The 21,505-nt window shown below is 47.5% G+C and carries 15 protein-coding genes; 8 read left to right on the forward strand and 7 right to left on the reverse strand.

Annotated features, from left to right (window positions below; translation table 11 throughout):
* Positions 1 to 80 precede the first annotated feature (80 nt).
* The 3 genes from AB4114_RS27045 (at position 81) to AB4114_RS27055 (ending at position 5,066) form a co-directional block, all read left to right on the forward strand.
* Positions 81 to 2,657 (forward strand): exo-rhamnogalacturonan lyase family protein, encoded by a 2,577-nt coding sequence (locus tag AB4114_RS27045; RefSeq protein WP_441991250.1) that lies wholly within the window; start codon positions 81 to 83, stop codon positions 2,655 to 2,657.
* Positions 2,658 to 2,745: 88 nt separating this feature from the next.
* Positions 2,746 to 3,942: an FG-GAP-like repeat-containing protein gene (locus tag AB4114_RS27050; RefSeq protein ID WP_441991278.1), complete on the forward strand. Its 1,197-nt coding sequence runs from the start codon at positions 2,746 to 2,748 to the stop codon at positions 3,940 to 3,942.
* Positions 3,943 to 3,959: 17 nt separating this feature from the next.
* Positions 3,960 to 5,066, forward strand: a complete 1,107-nt coding sequence (locus AB4114_RS27055) for a rhamnogalacturonan acetylesterase (RefSeq protein WP_441991251.1) — start codon at positions 3,960 to 3,962, stop codon at positions 5,064 to 5,066.
* 274 nt (positions 5,067 to 5,340) lie between these two features.
* Here AB4114_RS27055 and AB4114_RS27060 read toward each other — a convergent pair whose 3' ends face one another.
* Together AB4114_RS27060 and AB4114_RS27065 are read right to left on the reverse strand one after the other, a co-directional pair.
* The gene (locus AB4114_RS27060) at positions 5,341 to 5,478 is read right to left on the reverse strand and encodes a hypothetical protein (RefSeq protein WP_441991252.1); all 138 of its coding nucleotides are present in this window, start codon (positions 5,476 to 5,478) and stop codon (positions 5,341 to 5,343) included.
* Positions 5,479 to 5,796: 318 nt separating this feature from the next.
* The gene (locus AB4114_RS27065) at positions 5,797 to 7,962 is read right to left on the reverse strand and encodes an S-layer homology domain-containing protein (protein ID WP_441991253.1); all 2,166 of its coding nucleotides are present in this window, start codon (positions 7,960 to 7,962) and stop codon (positions 5,797 to 5,799) included.
* A 425-nt stretch (positions 7,963 to 8,387) separates the two neighbouring features.
* On the opposite strand from AB4114_RS27065, the gene AB4114_RS27070 reads away from it, so the two are divergent.
* The 5 genes from AB4114_RS27070 (at position 8,388) to AB4114_RS27090 (ending at position 13,285) form a co-directional block, all read left to right on the forward strand.
* A complete protein-coding gene (locus tag AB4114_RS27070; RefSeq protein ID WP_441991254.1) occupies positions 8,388 to 8,678 on the forward strand; it encodes a hypothetical protein in 291 nt (96 codons plus the stop codon).
* A gap of 89 nt (positions 8,679 to 8,767) precedes the next feature.
* Positions 8,768 to 10,495 (forward strand): AAA family ATPase, encoded by a 1,728-nt coding sequence (locus tag AB4114_RS27075; protein WP_441991255.1) that lies wholly within the window; start codon positions 8,768 to 8,770, stop codon positions 10,493 to 10,495.
* 130 nt (positions 10,496 to 10,625) lie between these two features.
* A complete protein-coding gene (locus AB4114_RS27080; RefSeq protein ID WP_441991256.1) occupies positions 10,626 to 12,299 on the forward strand; it encodes an FAD-binding dehydrogenase in 1,674 nt (557 codons plus the stop codon).
* A gap of 40 nt (positions 12,300 to 12,339) precedes the next feature.
* Complete coding sequence (locus tag AB4114_RS27085; protein WP_441991257.1) at positions 12,340 to 13,035, forward strand: diphthine--ammonia ligase; 696 nt, start codon at positions 12,340 to 12,342, stop codon at positions 13,033 to 13,035.
* A 109-nt stretch (positions 13,036 to 13,144) separates the two neighbouring features.
* A complete protein-coding gene (locus AB4114_RS27090; protein ID WP_441991258.1) occupies positions 13,145 to 13,285 on the forward strand; it encodes a hypothetical protein in 141 nt (46 codons plus the stop codon).
* Between the two features lie 485 nt (positions 13,286 to 13,770).
* On the opposite strand, the gene AB4114_RS27095 is transcribed toward AB4114_RS27090, so the two are convergent.
* Genes AB4114_RS27095 through AB4114_RS27115 form a run of 5 tightly spaced genes read right to left on the reverse strand, consistent with a single transcriptional unit; the run spans position 13,771 to position 21,458 of the window.
* On the reverse strand, positions 13,771 to 16,281 hold the full coding sequence (locus AB4114_RS27095; protein WP_441991259.1) for a beta-mannosidase: 2,511 nt from the start codon (positions 16,279 to 16,281) through the stop codon (positions 13,771 to 13,773).
* A gap of 31 nt (positions 16,282 to 16,312) precedes the next feature.
* The gene (locus tag AB4114_RS27100) at positions 16,313 to 17,896 is read right to left on the reverse strand and encodes a response regulator transcription factor (protein ID WP_441991260.1); all 1,584 of its coding nucleotides are present in this window, start codon (positions 17,894 to 17,896) and stop codon (positions 16,313 to 16,315) included.
* Positions 17,877 to 19,646 carry a cache domain-containing sensor histidine kinase gene (locus AB4114_RS27105; RefSeq protein ID WP_441991261.1) on the reverse strand — a complete coding sequence of 590 codons (1,770 nt, stop codon included), beginning with the start codon at positions 19,644 to 19,646 and terminating at the stop codon, positions 17,877 to 17,879. Before AB4114_RS27105 ends, AB4114_RS27100 begins: the two co-directional genes overlap by 20 nt.
* A 41-nt stretch (positions 19,647 to 19,687) precedes the next feature.
* Entirely contained in the window at positions 19,688 to 20,563 is an 876-nt protein-coding gene (locus AB4114_RS27110) for a carbohydrate ABC transporter permease (protein WP_441991262.1), read from the reverse strand.
* A gap of 19 nt (positions 20,564 to 20,582) precedes the next feature.
* Positions 20,583 to 21,458 (reverse strand): carbohydrate ABC transporter permease, encoded by an 876-nt coding sequence (locus tag AB4114_RS27115; RefSeq protein ID WP_056613115.1) that lies wholly within the window; start codon positions 21,456 to 21,458, stop codon positions 20,583 to 20,585.
* Positions 21,459 to 21,505: the final 47 nt, after the last annotated feature.

Here is a 21,505-nt window from a genome sequence, read left to right on the forward strand (position 1 = left end):
GCTAAATCGCTGTTTAGCAATAATGTCCGCTTGTTCGCAAGAGATCTCCTTTCTACAATAGGGCTACATGTGAAAAGGAGATGATTCGCTTGGCTTCGAATTCGGCAATTAAGCTGCGTTGGTTAAACAAAGAGGCATCAAAGCCTGTAGGGATAACGTGGGGAATACCATGGCGTGAGGGTGAGCTTGGACGCGATGAGTCATTGCGGTTGGAAACGGATGACGGCCAAGGCGCTGTTCCGGTCCAAAGCTGGCCGACGGCTTACTGGCCGGATGGCAGCGTGAAATGGTCTGCGCATGCTTCGGCAGTCCTTCCCGGTTCTGGTGAAGGGTTTGCTATTCGCAAAGGCAAGGGTCCCGAGTCGGATAAGCAAATTACCGTAACGGAAACGGATGATACTATTACGCTGGATACAGGCGTCATGATTTGCACAATAGGCAAGCAGGGGAAACAATGGCTTCGCAGCATCGTTCGTGAGGGCAACGAAATATGCAGTGGCGGCGAGTTGATTGGCTTGAAAGAAGGACTGAGCGAGGCGTCGGGGGTACGGATAAGTCGCGAAGAGACTTTCGAAAGCCGTGTCCTACGCGCTATTGTTGAACAAGCCGGACCGATTCGGGCCGTCGTTAAGCTGGACGGCAGACTCCGCTCGACGACGGGAACAAGAGAGTGGCTGCCTTTTACAATGCGTATGTATGTGTATGCGGGGCAGGAAACAATTAAACTCGTGCATACGTTTCATTATGATGGAAATCCTCATGAGGATTTCATTAAAGGCCTAGGCATTCGCTTCGCGGTGCCGATGAGAGGGGCCCAATACAATCGGCATATTCGTTTTGCAGGGGATCGTGGCTATTTCAGCGAATCACCCAAAACCTTACATACCCGTCGAACCAAAGGGAAGTATAGAGCGTTATTTGAGCGTCAAACGGCAGGCGAATTAACGACATTTGACCCCGCAGAGGATGCGTATTTCCTTGGGCTGCTGGATGATTCGGCAACGTGGGATAGCTTTAAAATCGTACAAGATTCATCCGAGCATTACCGTATTTGGAAGCGGACGAAACCCGGATGCAGCTGGGTCAAGGTAACAGATGGCGCGCGCGCTGGCGGTCTGGGCTATGTCGGCGGTGAAGGCGGCGGCTTAGCGGTGGGATTGCGACACTTCTGGGAGAAGCATCCATCTAGCTTTGAGGTACATGGTACAGCAGCTTCAGAGGCTGCATTAACGATCTGGTTGTGGTCCCCGGACGGGACACCGATGGACCTTCGCCATTATGATACAGAAACACACGTGGAATCTTCGTATGAAGGGGCTGAAGAGTTACGGGCAACACCCTACGGAATTGCGAATACGAGTGAATTGATGCTGTGGTGTACGAGCGAGACGCCGGGCATGGAGATGTTGCAGCACATGCAGGAAGAGTCGCAAGATCCATCCCTTCTTATTTGCGAGCCTGGGTATTATCACGAGTCAGGTGCCTTTGGCTATTGGAGTTTACCAGACCGTAGTCATCCAGTGAAAGAGCAACTAGAGAATAGGCTGGATGGCATTATTACCTTTTATCAAGATGAAGTTGAGCAACGAAAGTGGTATGGATTCTGGGATTATGGCGATTACATGCATAGTTATGATCCTGTCAGGCATGTATGGAACTATGATTTAGGCGGTTGTGCTTGGCAAAATACAGAGCTTGCGCCCAACATGTGGCTATGGGTGATGTTCCTGCGGACGGGTCGAGCGGATATCTTCMGGATGGCAGAAGCGATGACTCGGCACACAAGTGAAGTAGACCTGTACCATTTTGGCGAATATGCGGGACTCGGCTCTCGGCATAATGTGGTCCATTGGGGCTGCGGCTGCAAGGAGGCTCGCATCGGGATGGCGGGCTTACATCGGTACTTCTATTATTTGACCGCCGATGAGCGGGTCGGGGATATTATGGATGAAGTGCGTGATTCGGATTTCACCACGGTGAATTTGGATCCGATGCGCGCTTACTTTCCGAAGGATGAGCATCCAACGCATATCCGTGTGGGACCGGATTGGGCGGCTTTCAGCTCGAACTGGATGACACGTTGGGAGCGCTATGAGGATACGTCGTATCGGGATAAAATCTTGGTGGGCATCAATTGTATTAAGGATGCTAATTATGGGCTTATCTCTGGCCCGACCTATGGGTATGATCCGAAAACAGGTGTACTCTCGCCACTTGGTGACGATAATTGGGGCAGACATTTGGCCATTTGTATGGGAGGACCGCAGGTGTGGTTCGAACTTGCTGGCATGTTGAAGGATCCCGAATGGGAAGACATGATGGCGGAGCTTGGCGTGTATTATAATCAAACACAGGAGCAGAAGGATAAGCTGACCCATGGTCAGATATCCACGAATAATTTCGAGCATCCTGTGCTCAGTGCAGCAATCACTGCGTATGGAGCCTTTTATAAGCGGGACGATGAGACGGCTGAGAAGTGTTGGGCTATTTTGCTGGGAAGCGCATTCGCTAAGGTTGATCTTCAGGAGGAAGCGTCTATCGTCACGCATGTGGATACTTTGCAAGAGATCGATTGGATGAGTACGAATGAGGCCGCACAATGGTCATTGAATACGATTATCGCACTTGAGCTTATATCGGATTGGCTACCTCAATAGACAGGAGAGATGGGCTGTGGAACAAGCGAGCAAAGAGCCTTATTTGATTGGTAAAATAGACATTCGTGAGGCTGGTCCGCGCTGCAAAATGCTTCTAGGCGACCTGAACGGTGACGGTCGCATGGAGATGCTGTTGGTGCATCCTGACAACCGTCAGGATGTTCGATATATTCCCCATCAGGTGCAGTGCCTGACGGCATTTGATCTGGAGGGCAATCTGCTGTGGCAGACAGGCAAGCCCGATTCCGGAGCTGGAAGTGCAGGGTCCGACTACCCTGCACAAATCGCTGACATCGACGGCGATGGTCAGCTAGAAGTACTTTGCGTGATGGATGGGCGCTTTCTCATCCTGAACGGGAGGACTGGCGAGGTGAAAGCCTCGCACGAGCTGCCGCATGAGCACGCCCATGATTGCATCATCGTGGCGAATTTGACTGGCGGGGCATATGCGAGTGATATTATCTTGAAAGACCGCTATCACACGATGTGGGCGCTCGATCGTCATTTTAATCTATTATGGACGCATGAAGGAAATCCTGGTCACTTCCCATGGGTATACGATTTGGATGGTGATGGGAAAGACGAGGTCATGGCTGGCTATGATCTGTTGGACCATGATGGTCAGAAGCTGTGGAGCTGTCAGGATCTCGATGATCATGCTGATTGTATCTGGGTCGGAGATGTGAATGGAGATGGCCATCCAGAGTTAGTGATCGGCGGAAGTGTCACAGTGATGTATGACCGCTTCGGCAAAGAGCTCTGGCGCTATGAAGGCTCGATTGAATCGCAGCATATCGCCTTGGGCAGGTTCTGCAGCGATAAACCTGGGTTGCAAATTGCTGGGTTGGATCGACTCGTCCGTGAGGATGATGGGAAGGGATTGAAGGGGAAGGACGGTTTGTTTTTGCTGGACAGTGAAGGTCAAGAGATCTGGAAAGAAGATCGTCAAACCGATGGTTGGTTGACGATTATTGAGCCACTTCGCGGATGGAAAGCTGATGCTGCAGATCTGATCCTTGCTTATCGCAGAGGCGGTGGTGTATGGCCATCCTTATATGATGGGGAAATGAACGTTGTTGTTGAATTTCCGCTAAATGGATATGCTGTTCATGCCGATGTATGTGGTAGTGGGACAGAGCAAGTGATCATTTATAATGACGGAACTGCCGCCATTTATGCAAGTAGGCCGCTTGCATTGCGAGAGGGACTATCCGGTACACAACTGCCGCAGCCCAAACGTTTGTCCAGCTCAACCTTATATCCTGGCGGCGAAATTCCGTTATAAGAGAAAGGAAATCTACGATGACACACGCATTGAAGTTCGATTTCGGGGTCGGTAGTGCTGACATAGGATATACGAAGATCACCCCACTTACTCAGTACGAGAAATCGGTAGGATATGGATTTAGCCATGTGAAGAATGTGCATGCCAAGGATCGAGAGGAGCCTAGCGCGTTGCGCAGAGATTTCTGCATCCCGCTGGACACTTCGTTTCTGGTGGATGTTCCTGACGGGACCTATCGCGTTTCGATCCTGTTAGGCGATGAGATCGCTGAAACAGAAACAACAATTACCACAGGTGAAGGAAGGCTTGTGCTTCATAAGCAACGTACTTCGGCGGGGCATTTTGCCCGTTCGAGTTTCTCTGTATGGGTGACAGGTTCTCAGTTGAAGCTTACGTTCACAGGTAGAGCACCGCGCATCAATGCGCTGGAAATCGAGCCTGTGCCTACAGCTTGTACGCTGTTTCTAGCAGGAGATTCAACCGTGACCGATCAGCCGACTGACGGGTATCCGTACGCAGGCTGGGGACAAATGCTCCCCTTATTCGTCAAAGCAGATGCAGCGGTAGCCAATTATGCCTTGTCGGGACGCAGCTCCTTGAGTTTCATAGGCGAAGGTGTCTTGGATACGATTTGGGGCAAAATCAAGCCCCACGATTACCTGCTCATCCAATTCGGTCACAATGACCAGAAGCCGGATGAAGCGCGGTTTACGGAGCCATTTTCCACCTACAAGGAAACGCTGAAAATCTATATCGACGGCGCTCGGGAGCGAGGCGCATATCCGATTCTGATCACATCCGTGCAACGACGGTTTTTCGAGGAAGATGGTACGCTGCGTGATACACACGGCGATTACCTGATCGCGATGCGTGAGTTGGCTGCGGCGGAAGAAGTGCCATTGATCGATCTTGCAGCTAGCAGCAAGGCATTGTTTGAAGCTTTAGGGCCAGAGGGAACGAAACGGCTATTCATGTGGCTGGCGCCAGGTGAATTCATGAATTTCCCGGATGGCGTGGAAGACAACACGCATTTCCAGCAGCAAGGCGGGATTGAAGTCGCGAAGCTGGTTCATGCCGGCTTGAAGGACTTGAATCTGCAGCCGCTCAGCTTGTATTTGCGGTGATTCAGGGCGCACCATTGCTGCCCAAATAGAGTGGAAAAGGAGCTAAGCGTGTTTGCGCTTAGCTCCTTTTCTTTGTGGATTTGTGGCTACGGCGATCGCCTCGAAGCACCAGACTCATCGCGCGTAGCGCTGAAAAACACGCTTACAGCAGTGTTATGCGCCCGAATCGCCATCTCCCCGAGCTGTAACGATCAAAAACACGCTTACAGCAGTGTTATGTGCCCGAATCGCCATCCACCTGCGCTGTAACGATGAAAACACGCTTACAGCAGTGTTATGTGCCCGAATCGCCATCCACCTGCGCTGTAACGATGAAAAACACGCTTACAGCAGCGAAATGCGCCCGAATCGCCATCTTCCAACTTGCCTCCCACCCCCACCATCGCGTTGCCACGATGAAATAAATGGTCAAAGATGCAAAAATACACTTATTTTAAGCGAGATAGGCTGAATTTAGATGAATTAGTGCAAAAAGGCAACCTTTTGGACCAAAAAGTCCCAAAATAATCCAACCCTCCAGAAATAGTTGCCTATTCGCACGTATTTCAGCAAGTTAAGCTACTCCGATTTAAAAGGATGCTCTTTTGCACTTTTGAGGCCCACACAAGTGTACACGACTCAAAAAAGAAAAGTTGGAGGAGTAACGATCTGGTGTATTGTTCTTCCATCTTCACAAAAAAAGAAGCCCCCCGCCACTTCCATGGCTTATGGGGGACCGTTTTTTCTTTGACTACTGAATGTTGATGTTCGTAATCAGCGCACCTGTGCCTTTCAGCGTTATGGCGTGATTTTGCACCAAATTGGACATGTTGCCAGTAATAGTTACGGATGAGGACACGTTGTAAGTCGTTGTTACGTTGCTTCCATTTGTTCCTGTTTGGTTAATGGTGATTGTGGCGATTTTACCTTGATTCGTAAAGGTTACACTGTTAAATGTGCCAGACACACTAAAGTTCTGAGTGTTACCATTGGTGAGTTGCGTGACTTCCGCATAGATGGCTGAATTATTGTAGGAGCGGATTTTGACAATATCACCTGGTTGCAAAGCTGAACCGCTGACTTGGGTGCCGCTGCGATAGATGAAAGCTTTGTCGTTCAAATTAATCGCTTGCGCCTGATTGCCACTGACAAGCACGATGAGATTGTTTGTAGCTGAAATGATCGTACCTGTGAGCTGGGCAATGGTTGGCTGTGTAACCGAGGTGCCATCAGCACGCTGTAGGACTTCGGCATGGAGCACAACGCCGTTATAGTAATGCACTTTAATCACTTGACCTGGCAGCAATACGCCGCTTGTCGTTTGAACACCATCGGAGTAGATCGAGGTGTTTGCGTGAAGCTGCAGGCTGTAAGATTGTCCGCCACTCGTGAGCGTGAGTAAGTTGTTGCTGATCTGGCCAGCAATCGTACCGGTCATCTCACCTGTCGTCGTTACCGGAGAGACACTTTTGGTTACTTCAATAACAGCAGCCATATGATTGTAAGCGTACGTTGTTAGGATATCGCCAACCTGAAGCGCTGAAAGAGTTGTAAATGCACCATTTTTGTAAACGATGGTATTACTGTTCAGTGATACGCCTTGAAGTTGGTTAGACGTGGTTAGAAGTAACGTATTATCACTAATCGGATAAGTCATCGTGCCGGTTAAAGTCGAAGCGAAATTCGTTGGTGTTCCAACGGTGCCCACAGATTGCGTGACTTCTACATAACTGATGCCATAGTTGTAGGAGCGCGTGCTTACGATGTCACCTACTTGCAAGCCTGCGGCCGTCGTCGGAGTGCCATTACGGAAGTAAAGCACATTGCTATTCAAAGGAAGGGAAATCGTTTGCCCATTAGTTAAAAGGGTGAGTGTATTACCAGTTACCGCTGAAGATACCATGCCCGTTTTTACACCTACAGCTTGAGTAGGCGTTGTCGGGTTGCCGCCAGTTGGCTGGGAAACTTCAATGTAAATGATGGAATTGTCGTTGGAACGAATCTTAAGGACGTCCCCAATTTGCAAAGCGGAAGGACTGACTTTGGCACCATTTCGGTAAATAAAAACATCGGGATTTAATGTCAAATTAATGTTTTGACCGTTCGTTCGGACGGTTAGTACATTACCATTGACTGGCGAGACGACAGTTCCTGTCACGAGTCCATCAATGCTGCCCGGCAATTGATTGCCTGCACGATCCAACAAGGCGGCAATTTGTGCACGAGTTACAAGCTGTTTAGGGCGGAATGTATTGTCCTCAAAGCCGTTCACGAGACCTTTATCGACGGCAACCTTAACATATCCCACCGAACCCGCAGGTACGCTAGATGCGTCGGAGAAAGGAAGCCTTGCGTTCATGTTGGCTTCAGCTTCGTCTTGAAGCTTCAAAGCTTTCACGAGGAGCGTTGTGGCCCAGAGGCGATCAGCAGGTTGATTTGGATTGACGTTCGTATCGGTTTCGGCGAAAAGATCGTTCTCCAATGCGACAGCTACGTAGCCGACGGCCCACGCAGGTACATTGGCTGCATCATTGAAATTCAGCTTAGTCGCTTTTTCTTGATCGGATTCGGCTTGATCGCGGAGTCCMATTAACCGTACAGCTGCTGTAATGGCCTCAATGCGTGAGACCGTTTCTTGCGGTTTAAAAGTACCATCGGGATACCCATCGAAAATACGCCTAGAGACTAGACTCATAATGTAGCTTAAGGCCCAATCGAATTCTTTCCCTTTGATGTCTTTGAAGTCAAATTTGATAGGTGCTTGTGGGCGTTTGTCATACGATTGGCGTGCGTTGTTGTTACGATCATCGTCCTTGTGGTCGCGACCGTTCTGAGCGAAGGCTGTTGTGCCAGTCGTCATAACAAGTGTGAGGGCTAGCGTGGGGATAAGCAGTTTTTTCATTCGCGAATGCTTCATCTTCTTCTTCTCTCCTTAATAAAATATATGAGTAGAAAATTGCGACCCTGCGGTGCGTGCTTGAGTTAGTCAATCTTACTAACAGCATTCGGGAGTAGATGGGTTTTTCTGGGTGTTGATTTTAAAAAAAGGAAAATTAAATTCAACTGAATCGGTTTCTATCGCTGAATATCATTAGCTTGGTTGCGCTTTCGCGATTTAGAAGCTATTTCTTGGTGTATTTTCAAAGATTCCGCTACAATCTTCGGTCTTATTTCCTAAAAAAAGTAATATATTTTTCTTAAAACAATCCGAATTGAGAAGGAAAATAAAGCTGTATGAAGTAAGTAATAGAAGGTAAATATTTCTGGTTCAACGCTTGTTGCCCACTGATCTCTCACCCGTCAGTAATCCTAGCATAGTATGTAGGAAGGTGGTGATGAAAAGTGACAAATACAATTGAGGGCTGGATAATTTACACGTTGTGGGGTATTTTTGGCTTCATGTTGATTGATTTTCTGATTGCGTTCTTCAAATCCTTCTGGGTTGGCTCCTTTGGTCCTACACTCGTGTTAGGTTATTTGAAAGATGTCCTATACTATGTGCTGCCACTGACGGTCCTATTATCTATGATTTCTTTCGATCCAACAGGGTGGATTGTGGTGATTTTCTATTTCATTTGCGGTCTCGCTGTGATGACCAAGTACGTGCTCGATATTATTAAAAGATTCCAATAACCGTTGCTGTGGCCCTGCTTCTTGCGGGGCCAAGAATGTTGTTTTTTCATAGGGATATTCAAACTTAATCATATGAAGGAAGTGTAGCCATGAGGAGATATCAATGGATTAGATGGCGAAAGTTCATCCTCTGGCTAGCAGCCATCGTGTTGTTTGGCGGGCTGCTATGGGCAGGTGGGCCAACCGCTTGGGGGATAGCAATAAGTGTCGCGTCGTTGCTGATGCAACTGGTATTCGCTATGGCCTTTATGATCATTCAATTTGTTGCCTTGTTCTGGTTCCTTGCTCGAGGACGAACGTATTGGATTCTGCCTGGAGAAACCGGATCGACATGGGATGATTATCGTGGAAACCCTGAAATTGTGGAAAATGCGAAACGGATTGTTACCCTGCTTAAAGGTGTCAAAGAGTTCAAGGAAATGGGCGGCGAAGCTATTCGCGGATTATTGCTTTGTGGACCGCCAGGAACAGGGAAGTCATATTTAGCACAGGTTATTGCGAATGAAGCACAAGTTCCTTTTGCTTACGCGTCTGCACCAAGCTTTCAGAATATGTTCTTCGGTGTAGGTAACCTCAAGGTGATGGGGATTTACAAAAAGGCCCGCAAGCTTGCGCGCGTCTACGGCGCTTGTATCATCTTTATTGACGAGATCGATGCGATTGGGATGAGTCGTCAAGGCGGCGGTGGCGGTATGGGCATGGGGATGATGGGGATGGGTGGAGGTTCAGGCCTTCTGAACGAGCTGCTCCTGCAAATGGACCCACCTAATATTGATACCTCCAAAATTGTAAAGATGCTGCGCTCTCTAGGACTACGTCGTAAAAAGGCAGAACGCCCGCCAGTGCTAACGGTAGCTGCTACCAACTTGCCTGATGTGCTCGATTCAGCCTTGCTGCGACCAGGTCGTTTCGATCGACAACTCTGGGTGGATGTACCGGATTACGACGGTCGGGTTGATATTTTCCAATACTATTTGAAAAAGGTCAAGCTGGACGCATCGTTAACTGCGGAAAAAGCGGGTCTTGATTCCATCGGTTACAGCCCAGCTCAAATAAAACATATCGTCAACGAAGCTGTTGTTATCGCACATCAACGTGGCGCACAGGCGGCGAGTTATGAGGACTTCCGAGCCGCTATGGAGACTTATGAGTGGGGGCTCAAACAACCGCTTCGCTCGATGCGCGATGATGAGAAGCGGAATGTCGCTTATCACGAAGCGGGTCATGCAGTGGCACAATTTCTGTTGAAGCCTCATGAACGAGTTTGGAAAGTGACGATCATTCGACGTGGGGGCGCTCTTGGACTTTCGGCTACGAAAGAGACCCATGAGCGATATAACCGCAGCGATTCAGAGATGTTGGCAGAGATTCAGGTTTGTCTGGCTGCCCGTGCGGTAGAAGATGAATTTCTTCACAAGAAATTAAACGGCGTAACGTCAGATTTGCAGCATGCGACCCAAATTGCAGGTGCGTATCTGGGGATGCTGGGGATGGGCGATGAACTATTCAGCTTCTTAGCGGTCGGTTCGCGGACGGATGGACTTAAGGCACTGCGGCCACAAATTAATGAGCTGCTCAAAGAGCAAATGCTCGAGGTCAAGAAGCTCGTAAACGAATATACAGAGTTCGTCCACAAGATCGCGGAAGAGCTGCTGAAACGTGAAGATTTGACAGGTGATGAAATTGAAGAGATCTTCACTGAGCTTTATGGCGACTCGCGTCCTAGAGCAATTGAAGTGAAGCCTCTGCGGAAGTTTACGCTTGAAAAATCACTTGTCGTGATTGACGACATGGAAGAAGATCTCAAGGATTCGTAATCGGATGGACATTCCATCCTTTGAATTGCCTCCTTTTTGGCTATAGTGGTCAGAGGGAGGCTATTTTTTTTTGGCAAAAGATCGATTAAGGCTATCTAGAGAAGAAACTGAATCAAAGGAGAATTCGATCATGGACTATGATGCTATTGTAGTTGGAGCAGGACTCGCGGGTTTAGTGGCAACAGTGGAGATTGCGGATTCTGGTAAGAGGGTGCTGCTCTTGGATCAAGAACCGGAGGCCTCCTTTGGTGGACAAGCCTGGTGGTCATTCGGCGGCTTATTTCTAGTTAATTCCCCCGAGCAGCTCAGGTTGGGAATTAAAGATTCACAAGAGCTAGCTTGGCAGGACTGGCAAGGTTCAGCTGGATTTGATCGTGAAGACGACGAGGATTACTGGGGCCGCAAGTGGGCGGAGGCTTATGTCGAGTTCGCGTCTGGTGAAAAAAGGGAATGGCTGCATGTCATGGGGATCCGCTTCTTCCCAGTTGTCGGGTGGGCGGAACGCGGTGGTTATTTGGCAGATGGGCATGGCAACTCTGTGCCTCGCTTCCACATCGTTTGGGGGACAGGGCCTGGCATCGTTGAGCCATTCGAGAAGAGAGTCAGAGCGCATATGGCGAGTGGACTCGTTGTGTACCGACCGCGTCATCGCGTGAACGAGCTTATTCAAAGCGGTGGTGCTATCACGGGTGTTAGAGGTTCCGTGCTTGTGGCTAGCACGGCGGCTCGTGGAGAAGTGAGCTCACGTGAGGCAATTGGCGAGTTCGAATTCCATGCGCAAGCGGTCATCGTCAGCAGTGGCGGAATAGGCGCTAATCACGAGTTAGTCCGCCAATATTGGCCGAGTCGGCTTGGTGAAGCACCTAAGCGGATGCTCTCTGGTGTGCCCGCACATGTCGATGGCCGCATGCTGGCCATTACGGAGCAATCCGGAGGTCGGATTGTGAATCGCGACCGGATGTGGCACTACACAGAAGGGATCAAAAATTGGAATCCCGTATGGCATAACCATGGTATTCGTATTCTTCCGGGTCCCTCCTCAATCTGGTTAGATGCACGGGGTCAGCGTTTTCCAGCCCCTAACTTCCCGGGGTTTGATACCTTGGGAACTTTGGAGACTATCCAAAAGTCTGGATACGACTATTCTTGGTTTATTTTAACCCAGAAAATCATTGAAAAAGAATTCGCGTTGTCAGGCTCCGAACAAAATCCCGATTTAACAGAGAAAAGTATCCGTAAAGTGTTGTCTCGAGCACTGCCAGGAGCGATGGCTCCGGTGCAAGCTTTTATGGATAAGGGAGAGGATTTCGTCGTTGCTCCGACATTGGCTGAGCTGGTCTCTGGGATGAATGCGTTGACGGAGGAGAAATTGCTTGATTTTGACCATATTGAACGGCAAATCAAGGCGAGAGATCGGGAGATCGCGCATCCCTTTACCAAAGATCTGCAAATCACAGCCATTCGAGGCGCTCGTAACTATATCGGGGATAAATTAATTCGTGTTGCGAAGCCGCATCGTCTATTGGACCCTGCTAATGGACCGCTTATCGCGGTGCGATTGAATATCGTAAGTCGTAAAACGTTGGGAGGCTTACAAACGGACTTATCCGGTCGTGTGCTGAATCAGGCGGGAGAGGTGATTCCTGGGCTATATGCTGCCGGAGAGGCAAGCGGTTTCGGAGGTGGAGGCCTTCACGGGTATCGCGCGTTGGAGGGGACGTTTCTCGGAGGGTGCTTATTTACTGGCCGAGTAGCGGGACGAGCTGTTGCGAAAGAGCTCAATAAATCCCAGAGCAGCTCGTGATATAATGATCAGAGCATACAAACAAAGGAGAACATCAGGGATGAATCACATTGTGAACTGGAAAAATGGTGCTCACGGGCATACATTTATAGCTTCTTTTAGCGGGGGAAAGGATAGCGTTCTGGCGCTGTATAAATCAATGAAAGTTGGCGAAGCGATCGGACTCATCGTCATGCTGGAGGAAGAAGGGAAACGTTCCAGATCTCACGGGATGCCTCCAGAGCTTATTCGCGCCCAAGCAGACTCCATCGGCTTACCCGTTTATACGGCTGCTGCCAGTTGGGATGACTATGAAGACGTGTTTATGGGCCTTTTGGAAYAAGCCAAACGTCAAGGTGCAGAAGTGTTAGTCACCGGAGACTTGGATATGCCTGTTGAAGGCTGTTGGCATGACAAAGTTACCAAGAATGCTGGCCTAAAACTTGGCATGCCGCTATGGAGAATGGACCATGCCCAAGCCGTGAAAGAGTTTATAGATCTGGGGTTTGTTTCCGTCCTGGTTACGGTGAATTTGTCGTTAGGGATGCGGGAAGAAGATCTGGGACGCACGCTAACCCACGATTACATAAAAGAACTGCAAGCTCGTGGTATAGACCCGTGTGGTGAAGGCGGCGAGTTCCATACAACAGTAATTGATGGTCCTATTTTCAAGCATTCTATACCTGTTCGCAAGGGCAGCATTGTTAGAAATGGGGAGTATGCTTTTATGCCATTGGAGTTGCTGGTTACGAATTGAGGTGTAGTAAAGTAAGAGATAGGGAAATCGGATATCCTCCAGGATGCGGAGCTCTTCACGAGTATCGCGCGCTTGAGGGGGATGTTCTTTTTACCATGATATGTTGATTGTGAGTAGAGTTGGGGGAGTAGGAGCAAGAGTAGAAGTAGAAGTAGAAGTAGAAGTAGAAGTAGAAGTAGAAGTAGAAGTAGAAGTAGAAGTAGAAGTAGAAGTAGAAGTAGAAGTAGAAGTAGAAGTAGTGCTCAGTTGAGTAGCTAGCTTTCAAATAGATGTAAAATGTACAGCTAATTTTGCCGTAACGGTTGGGAGTTATTGAATAGATGGATAACCTACAGTTAAATTGAGCAAGATTGGAGTTTTAGTGGATTTTGGAAGAAATTAACTGTAGGAAATMCATCTAATGCTCTTAAATGGACAAAATGAGCAAAAATAGCTACATAAAATCCATTAATTTGTTTGCTGCGTCTGAGAAAAGGCAGACGGTTGATGCATAGGTAGCAGAAGTAGGTATTAAGTAGAAGTAAGGCATGCTTATTTCTTTTTAGTATGGGTATATGGGTATTTAACTTCAAAGCTGCGCCAAAACTGCAATAAAGCAGCTTTGACGGAGCTTTGCACGTAAAAAAGAAAAAACTGCAAATAAGCAGTTTTTTCGTAATCCAATCATGAAATCAGAAGATCATGAGCAATTGATTCTCTGTAGCAGTTTTCAGCATTTCTCATCCGCAATTTTCCTCACCCGTTAATCGCACTAACACGCAAACGACTCAAATCAACCTTATCCCCCGTAGGATCACTAATCTCAACTGTCACTTGCTCACCGGCACGCAGATCGAAGAAGTTGTCGCTGAAGCGAATGTTACCCTGTGGCAGATCCAGTTTCACCATCCGCGCATGTGCACCATTAGCGGTAATATGCACAGCTTGCGCTTCTACATCGACGTTCACGCTGAGCGAAGTCGCAGGGAACTGAAGATCTTTCTGGTCGCGCAGATAATGAAGATTATCGGGCGCAGCCCAGTCGGACGTGTGAACGCGGACAACAACCTGCTCCGCGGATGCTCCATTTAAGACCGCTGCCTCTGGCAAACTTCCCAGCTGGATCGCAGAGTTCGCCGCCACGGCAGCATCGAACCCATGCGTAAACACGATCTCCCCGGCGAAGTTATAAACCGTTACGTGAACTTGCCCTTGTAACGCAGCCAACGTATCGTTGACAGCCCATACGTTCAAGTCCTGCCCAGGCTCATGATCGATCGAGAGCAGCAACGGGTGATAGAACTTCTTCGCATAGTAGAACGAAGCCTTAGGCAATAATTCATAATCAATGAGCGACCAGCTCGTGCCTGGCCAGCTATCGTTCAATTGCCAGATGAGGGAACCGCTCGTGCGGTGCTTGTTCCGACGATAATGCTCAATACCATACTTCAAGCCTTCGGCTTGTGTCAGCATGGAGAAGTTCATATATTCCTCAATGTTGGTCGGAATACCTGTATATCCTTCCATAAGGAGAATACCCTTTTGGTGATTGGTATCTTTGTTGCGATAAGCCATCTCAACACTGTTCCAGTAGAATTGGCCATTTGGAATATTTTTCTCCAACGTGTAACGATTGGCAGAGGCGTGCATACCGAATTCGCTACTGAAGAGAGTGAAGTCTTTTTTGTAATTTTTGAACGTGACGCCTTGAATACTGTAATCAAGCAAAGGCACATCACCGAATTGACGCGGATACACGGAACCATGCCATACTTGCCAGTTATGGCGGTCGCCGACATCAGGATCGTTGGCATCATTGCCGCCAAATGGGGAAGATGGCCAGTAGGCACGACTGTCATCGAGCAGCTCAAGTGCATCAGGAATCAACTCGTGATAAATGATTTCCCCATAGAATGGACAGTTGATGTCACCGCCAGCGGATTTCATATCATACAGCCAGTCAATTTCATTATTCCCGCACCACAAAGCTAGGGACGTATAATTGCGCAAACGTTTGATGTTATAAATAACCTCATTCCGGACATTCTCCATGAAGTCACGGTTGAAATCAGGGAACAACGCATTCGCGAAGGCAAAATCCTGCCAAACCAGAACACCACGCTTGTCGCACTCCTCATAAAAGACATCCTTCTCATAGATGCCGCCAGCCCATACGCGCAGCATGTTCTGATTCGAAGTAACCGATAAATCAATTAAGTCTCGATAGCGTTGATCGGGAATACTTCCGATGAAGTGATCCGCTGGGATCCAGTTCGTACCCTTGGCGAATAGTTTGACACCATTGAGTACAAAAGCAAAGGCATTCTGACCTTCCGCATCCTTTACTTTCAGCTCAATCGTACGGATACCAATTGGTTTGCGATACGCATCAACTTGCTCACCGTCTGCATAGAGAACAACTTCCAGCTCGTACAAGTAAGGCTTACCGAGGTCGTGTGTCCACCAAAGTTGGGGATCAGCGACTTGTAAGATAAACGATTCAGATGACTGCACATTCCCTTGCGCCGAAGCAACAACTTGACCAGCTGCGTCCACTAAACGAATGTCACACGACTTTTGTACTCCTTTGCGAAGTGTAGTCACGTCGACATCGACTTGGACTTCAGCTTGCGTATCACGAATCGTGCGCGTTCTTGCAAAAACACTGTCCAGCTTCGCGCGGCGGTATCGTTCAATAAATACTTTGCCCCAGATCCCTACAGTGACCATACGTGGACCCCAGTCCCAGCCAAAGTTCATCGCAGCTTTGCGGAGCCAAGGGCGCTCTTTCGTATACGAGGACCATTGGAATAATTCTTTATCCTTGTTATGTAAATGCAAAGGATCGAATTTAACGGCAATTGAATTTTTACCATCCTGAATGACGCGTGTAACATCGAAGGTATGTGCCATCAACATGTTGTTCGTTGTTCCGATTTCTTTGCCATTCACATAGATCGTAGCAAACGTATCAAGACCTTCAAAGGTTAATTCATGCTTTTCTTTCTCATCGTTTCCATGCCCTAACGAGTAATTGAAGGAATGGCGGTACCACCATTCTTTTTGCTCGATCCAACGGCTTTTCGCATCATTGTGACCGAAATACGGATTCTCAATCAACTCTCGTACAATGAGGGCGGAATGGACATCCCCGGGAACTTTCGCTGTAATCCAGAAACGATCGTCTAACCATGCTGCCGCGACTTCAAGTGGCCGAACTTGTTCTACTTCGAACTGCTGCAATCGCCATAATCCTGATAGTTCCATCTGTGATTTCTCCTCTTAGACCATGATATTGTTAAAACTTTGGAGGTGGAGCAGCAGGGTGAAGGACTGCTTCCTCCCGGAACTCACTCGGCGTTTTGCCAGTGAATTTCTTAAACACTTGACTGAAATATTTAATATCTTCAAATCCGACGGAGCTTGCGACATCGGCTATTTTGGCAGGGGATACGGTTAGAATTTCCATGGCACGATTAATTTTTTGTCGTGTCACATAGTCACCAAACGTAATGCCGGCTTCCTTTTTAAACACTTCGCTTAAATGATTCGGATGCAGATGCACATATTTAGCAACCTGCTGTAAGCCAATATCTTTCCCCAAATTCTCATGGATGTAGGCCATAGCTTTCTGTGTATGTGTGGCTTGTCCGTTACCTAATCGATGATGATACAGCTCCATAAGGGTCAACAAATATTGGAATAAGGCATCCTTCAGTACAATATCCCGTTTGACGATGAAGGCGATATTTTGACCATCCAGTGCGCCTTGTCGTCCCGTTGCAGTTAATACACGTTCCAGCCAACGATGAGCAGACAGGGCAGCTGAACGGACCAATGATTCAAGGGATTCGATCGTCATGTGCGGGTCGCTCAGTTCCGATTGCAAATAGCGCTGAACCCAGTTCTTCAATGCAACGGAGTCGTCCTCCAACAGGATCGAAGAGAGCTCTAGCTCCTCCTCGTGCGTACAGACAGTTTTGCCACCTTTACGCCTAACAATGTCTGTATAAATCAGAATAGATTCATCTAGGTGATGTTTATAGCTAAAGGCATAGTCCGCCGTGACATACGATTTATATAAATCGGACTGTTGCTGAACGACCTCGCCGACGGATATACTGACTTTGCATTTGAGCAGCCGCTCGATCTTTTGCTTCGCAGAATCAGGATGATCGAAGAAGTCGGATGCGCTTGTTTTGGGAAGCGCCACGACAATGCGCTGCCTGTAAATCAACGTTTCACATTGCAAGATATCGTGCAGCATATTGTCAACGGCGAAAAGCAGCAGAGAAATTTCCGATGCTGTTTCTCCCCATCCTTCAGCGGTAACCACGTAGGTTTGAAATTTGGGTTGCTCATGCTCATGTGAGCGAAATAAGAGAGGAAGATAGTCCGGCAGCATAGCTGCATCGACAGCGGCGGCTTCCCCCTCGATGATCCAGCGTTCAAACAATCGATTGCGAACTTCTTTGTTCTTGTATTGATCCTGATTGAGATGCTTCCATTTATCTTCAATACGCTGTTTGGCTTGGAGGACGGTTTTCATAATCTCTTCAGGACGACTCGATTTCAAGAGATAGTCGCTGACACCTTGCCGAATCGCTTGCTGTGTATACATGAAATCATCGTACCCAGATAAGATAATCGTCTCGATATCGGGGATGATTTCTTTCGCTTTAAGGGCAAGTTCTAACCCATTCATATGCTTCATGCGGATATCCGTTAATAAAATGTTCGGACGTTCCTCAGGCATGCGGCGAAGCGCCTCTTCGGCCGAAACGGCTGGTTTAAGCAGCTCGAGTCCGATCTCTTTCCAATTAATGACTTTGGCCAAGCCTGTTCGGATGATGACCTCGTCATCAACGATCAAGATTTTCATGGTTATCCTCCAAAACTGGGATCACAAATGACACGCAAGTACCTTCATTTAATCGACTCTCGATCTTAATCCCCGAATCAAGCCCGTAATGCAATTGCAGTCGCTCGTGCACATTACGCAGCCCATAACTGGCATCGTTAGCTTCCATGCCCTCAGTAGGGTATAAACTTTCAGTGACTTCGCGCAGCCGTTCTTCCGTCATCCCGATGCCATCATCCATCACCTTGACATACATCGAATTGCCCTTTAGCTCAACATAAATGGAAATAACACCTCTTTCCTCTTTCATTTGAATACCATGAATCATCGCATTTTCAACCAATGGTTGAAGCAGCAATTTCAGCATGATCGTTTCGCTAAGTCGGGCGTCTACCACGTAATCCACGGTAAATTCATCTGGAAAACGGATGGATTGAACCTGCACATAGTTGCGAATATGGGCTAGCTCCTGCGAGACCTTGCAATATTCTTTGCCTTTATTCAAGCTGAAACGCAAGAAGTCACTTAAGGCACCGACCATCTCGGCTATGCGATTCTCTTCATTGAGCAAAGCGATCCAATGAATCGAGGACAGCGTGTTATAGAGGAAATGCGGATTGATTTGAGCTTGCAATGCCCGCATATCTGCTTCTTTTTTGCGTGTTTCATTGTGGATGAGCTGCTTCTTCAAGGCCTCAATATGTGTGCTTAACAAATTGTAGCTGCCAGCTAGTCGCCCAATTTCATCTGATGTGTACACCGGATAGTGGGGTAAAGGTTCATCAGGATTGATTTTGGTTAGCAGTCGGGTTAGCGATCCGAGAGGCGTGGTGACCTTACGAATGACGAATATGGTGAGAAACACATTGGTAAGGACGGAAAGCGCCACAGCAACGGCTGTTAATTGCAAAATGTACCGATTCTGCGCACTGTATAGCTTTGACGGAATAATGCCAACAATCGTCCAGTTGATCATTGGTTCTCGATAAAATAAAATGCTCTGTTGAGTGTTCMCGGTGCCTGACGTCCATACCCCGGAAGAAAAGCCGCGAACGCGATCCCTTATGCCAGGGAACAAGCTATCGGCTTCTTGTGACAGCCAACTCTTGGTGGTTGAAGACATGATTTCATTCCGATCATTTAACAAAGCAACTTGACCTTGGCCATCAGCTAACTGTGGAACGGACCAAATGCGAGAAAACACTTGCTCATCCACACTGATCGATAACCAACCAAGTGTTTGAAAGGTATTCATAGCGCGTACGGGTCGTATAAAGGAAAATACTTGTCGTTTCCCCAAATAATTCTCAATGTGATATAAGCCCGTCCACAACTTATCTGTTATCTGTTTGATGGCGATCTCTTGATCCAAACTCGAATTGTAGATCGTAGAGGTAGAGAGAGGCATCGTGTTATTGCTGGGATAAATGGTGATATTTGAAATGTAATCCTTGGTGTACACCAGATTCGTCATTAACCCAAGGATTTGTGCTTGCGCATCCAAGTTCTCATCAGTTCGTTTCAAATACGATTGAATATCCCGTTGCCCAATCAGAAAAATAGAAATATTCTCAACATCTTTCAGAATGAATTGAAATTTGGCATCCATCTGAGCGAGTGAATTCAAGCCTGCTTGCTGCGCCTTTTCTTTGGTAATATCCGATGATGTTGTAAAAGCGAAAGTACCCAGAAACAAGAGGGGGATTAATGTTGTGACAAGCATAATGAAGGATAGCTTACGCTGTAAAGAATAGCCGAACCACTCGCGCAACAGGTGTCATCTCCTAACTCGTTGTCTGGATCGTTGATCAATTAGCCTTTTACAGCTCCCGCGGTCATCCCTTTCATAACTTGCTCTTGGAAGGCTAAGTACACGGCAATTGTCGGAATAACAGCGATCGTCATAGCGGCGAGCGTTAAGCCGTAATCCGTTTGGTAGCCATCAGCGAAATTAGCGATGCTTAACGGTAACGTTTTTAAACTGCTTTTGCTAATAAAAACAAGTGCGAACGAGAAGTCATTCCAGAAATGCAAGAAGCTCAGGATGACGACTGTTGAAAGGGCTGGCAGTGAGATTGGCAGCATAATACGCCAGAATACGCCCCAAAGTCTCGTTCCATCAATATAGGCAGCTTCTTCGATTTCTTTCGGTACGGAAGCCAAATAGGCTGTAAGAACGAAGATGGCCGTCGGTAATGCGAAAGCCGTGTAAGGTAAGATAAGTGCCCAGTACGTATTCAATAGTCCAATTTGTTTCATGAGAATAAACAAGGGGACTAATGTACTATGAATGGGAATGAGCATCCCGATGACGAAAAATGCTAGGATAATGCCTTTGAAACGGAATTTAATTCTGGCAAGCACATACGCGGCGAGGGAACTCAAAAATAACGTAAGTGCCAGTGAGACCAGCGAGACGATAACCGAGTTGAGAAAAGCCGTACCCATTTTGGATGCTTGCCATGCGGTTACGTAATTCGAGAATTTCCATACTTGGGGCAATCCGAACGGATGGTTAAAGAATTCACTATTCGTTTTAAATGAGGAAATAACGAGCCAAAACAATGGATAAAGCGTGAGAATCGCATACAGGGTTAAGAACGTCCATAGTGCGCCTTGTTTCCATACTTGAAACGAGAACTTGCGAGTTGTCGCAGTTGATTTTACTTGAATGGGAATTGAAGACATAGTCAGCTTCCTCCTTTCGTTATACTTTGGATTTACGACTTGTGGCCCATTGGCTAATCCCAATGAAAATAAGGGAGATCAAGACGATTGTTGTCGAAATGGCGCTGCCAAATCCATATCGGTATGAGGAAAAAGTTGAATTATACATATACGTAGCAAGGAGCTCAGTAGCGTGAGCGGGTCCGCCCTTGGTCATGACATATACGAGATCGAAGGATTTCAAGCTGCCAGAAATACATAGGATAATGGCAATTTGAACCGTACTCCACATCATCGGCAGCGTAACGGAGAATAATTTACGTGCTCCTTCAGCGCCATCGATTTGCGTAGCATCGTGAATTTCACCAGGAATATTTTGAAAAGCAGAGATGAAAATAATGAGATACAAACCGACAAAACTCCAAATCAGAGGAGGAGCTAATGCGAAGATAGCGATCTTAGGATCTGATAACCATTGCAGCTTCCAAGATTCTAAACCTAGCTTCTCTAGGAGAAGGTTCAGAATTCCGATTTGCGGATGATAAATATATTGCCAGATCATTCCGATAACGACCGAGGACATGACCATCGGAACGAAGACGGCAGAACGGATGAACCGTTGAAGCGCATTGCTTTTATGCAGCAGAATGGCCAGGATAAGAGCAACTGGCAGCTGGCCGAGCACAGCAACAACAAGAAAAATTAAGTTATTCTTTAAGGATGTCCAAAAAATAGGATCATGAATAATTTCTACATAGTTTTTCAAACCGATAAATTTCGCCGTACCAATACCTTTCCAGTCGAAGAAGCTATAGTAGCCTGACCAGAGAACGGGGACAAACACAAATAAGGCATAAACAAGTATCGCAGGGGCAAGGCTCATAAAAACAAACCTGCGGACGTAAGCAGCATTCATCAATCTCACTTCCTTCATGTATGAAATTAGCCAGCCCTGCCACAGAT

This window comes from Paenibacillus sp. 2RAB27 (assembly GCF_052115445.1).
Classification (GTDB): Bacteria; Bacillota; Bacilli; order Paenibacillales; family NBRC-103111; genus Paenibacillus_E.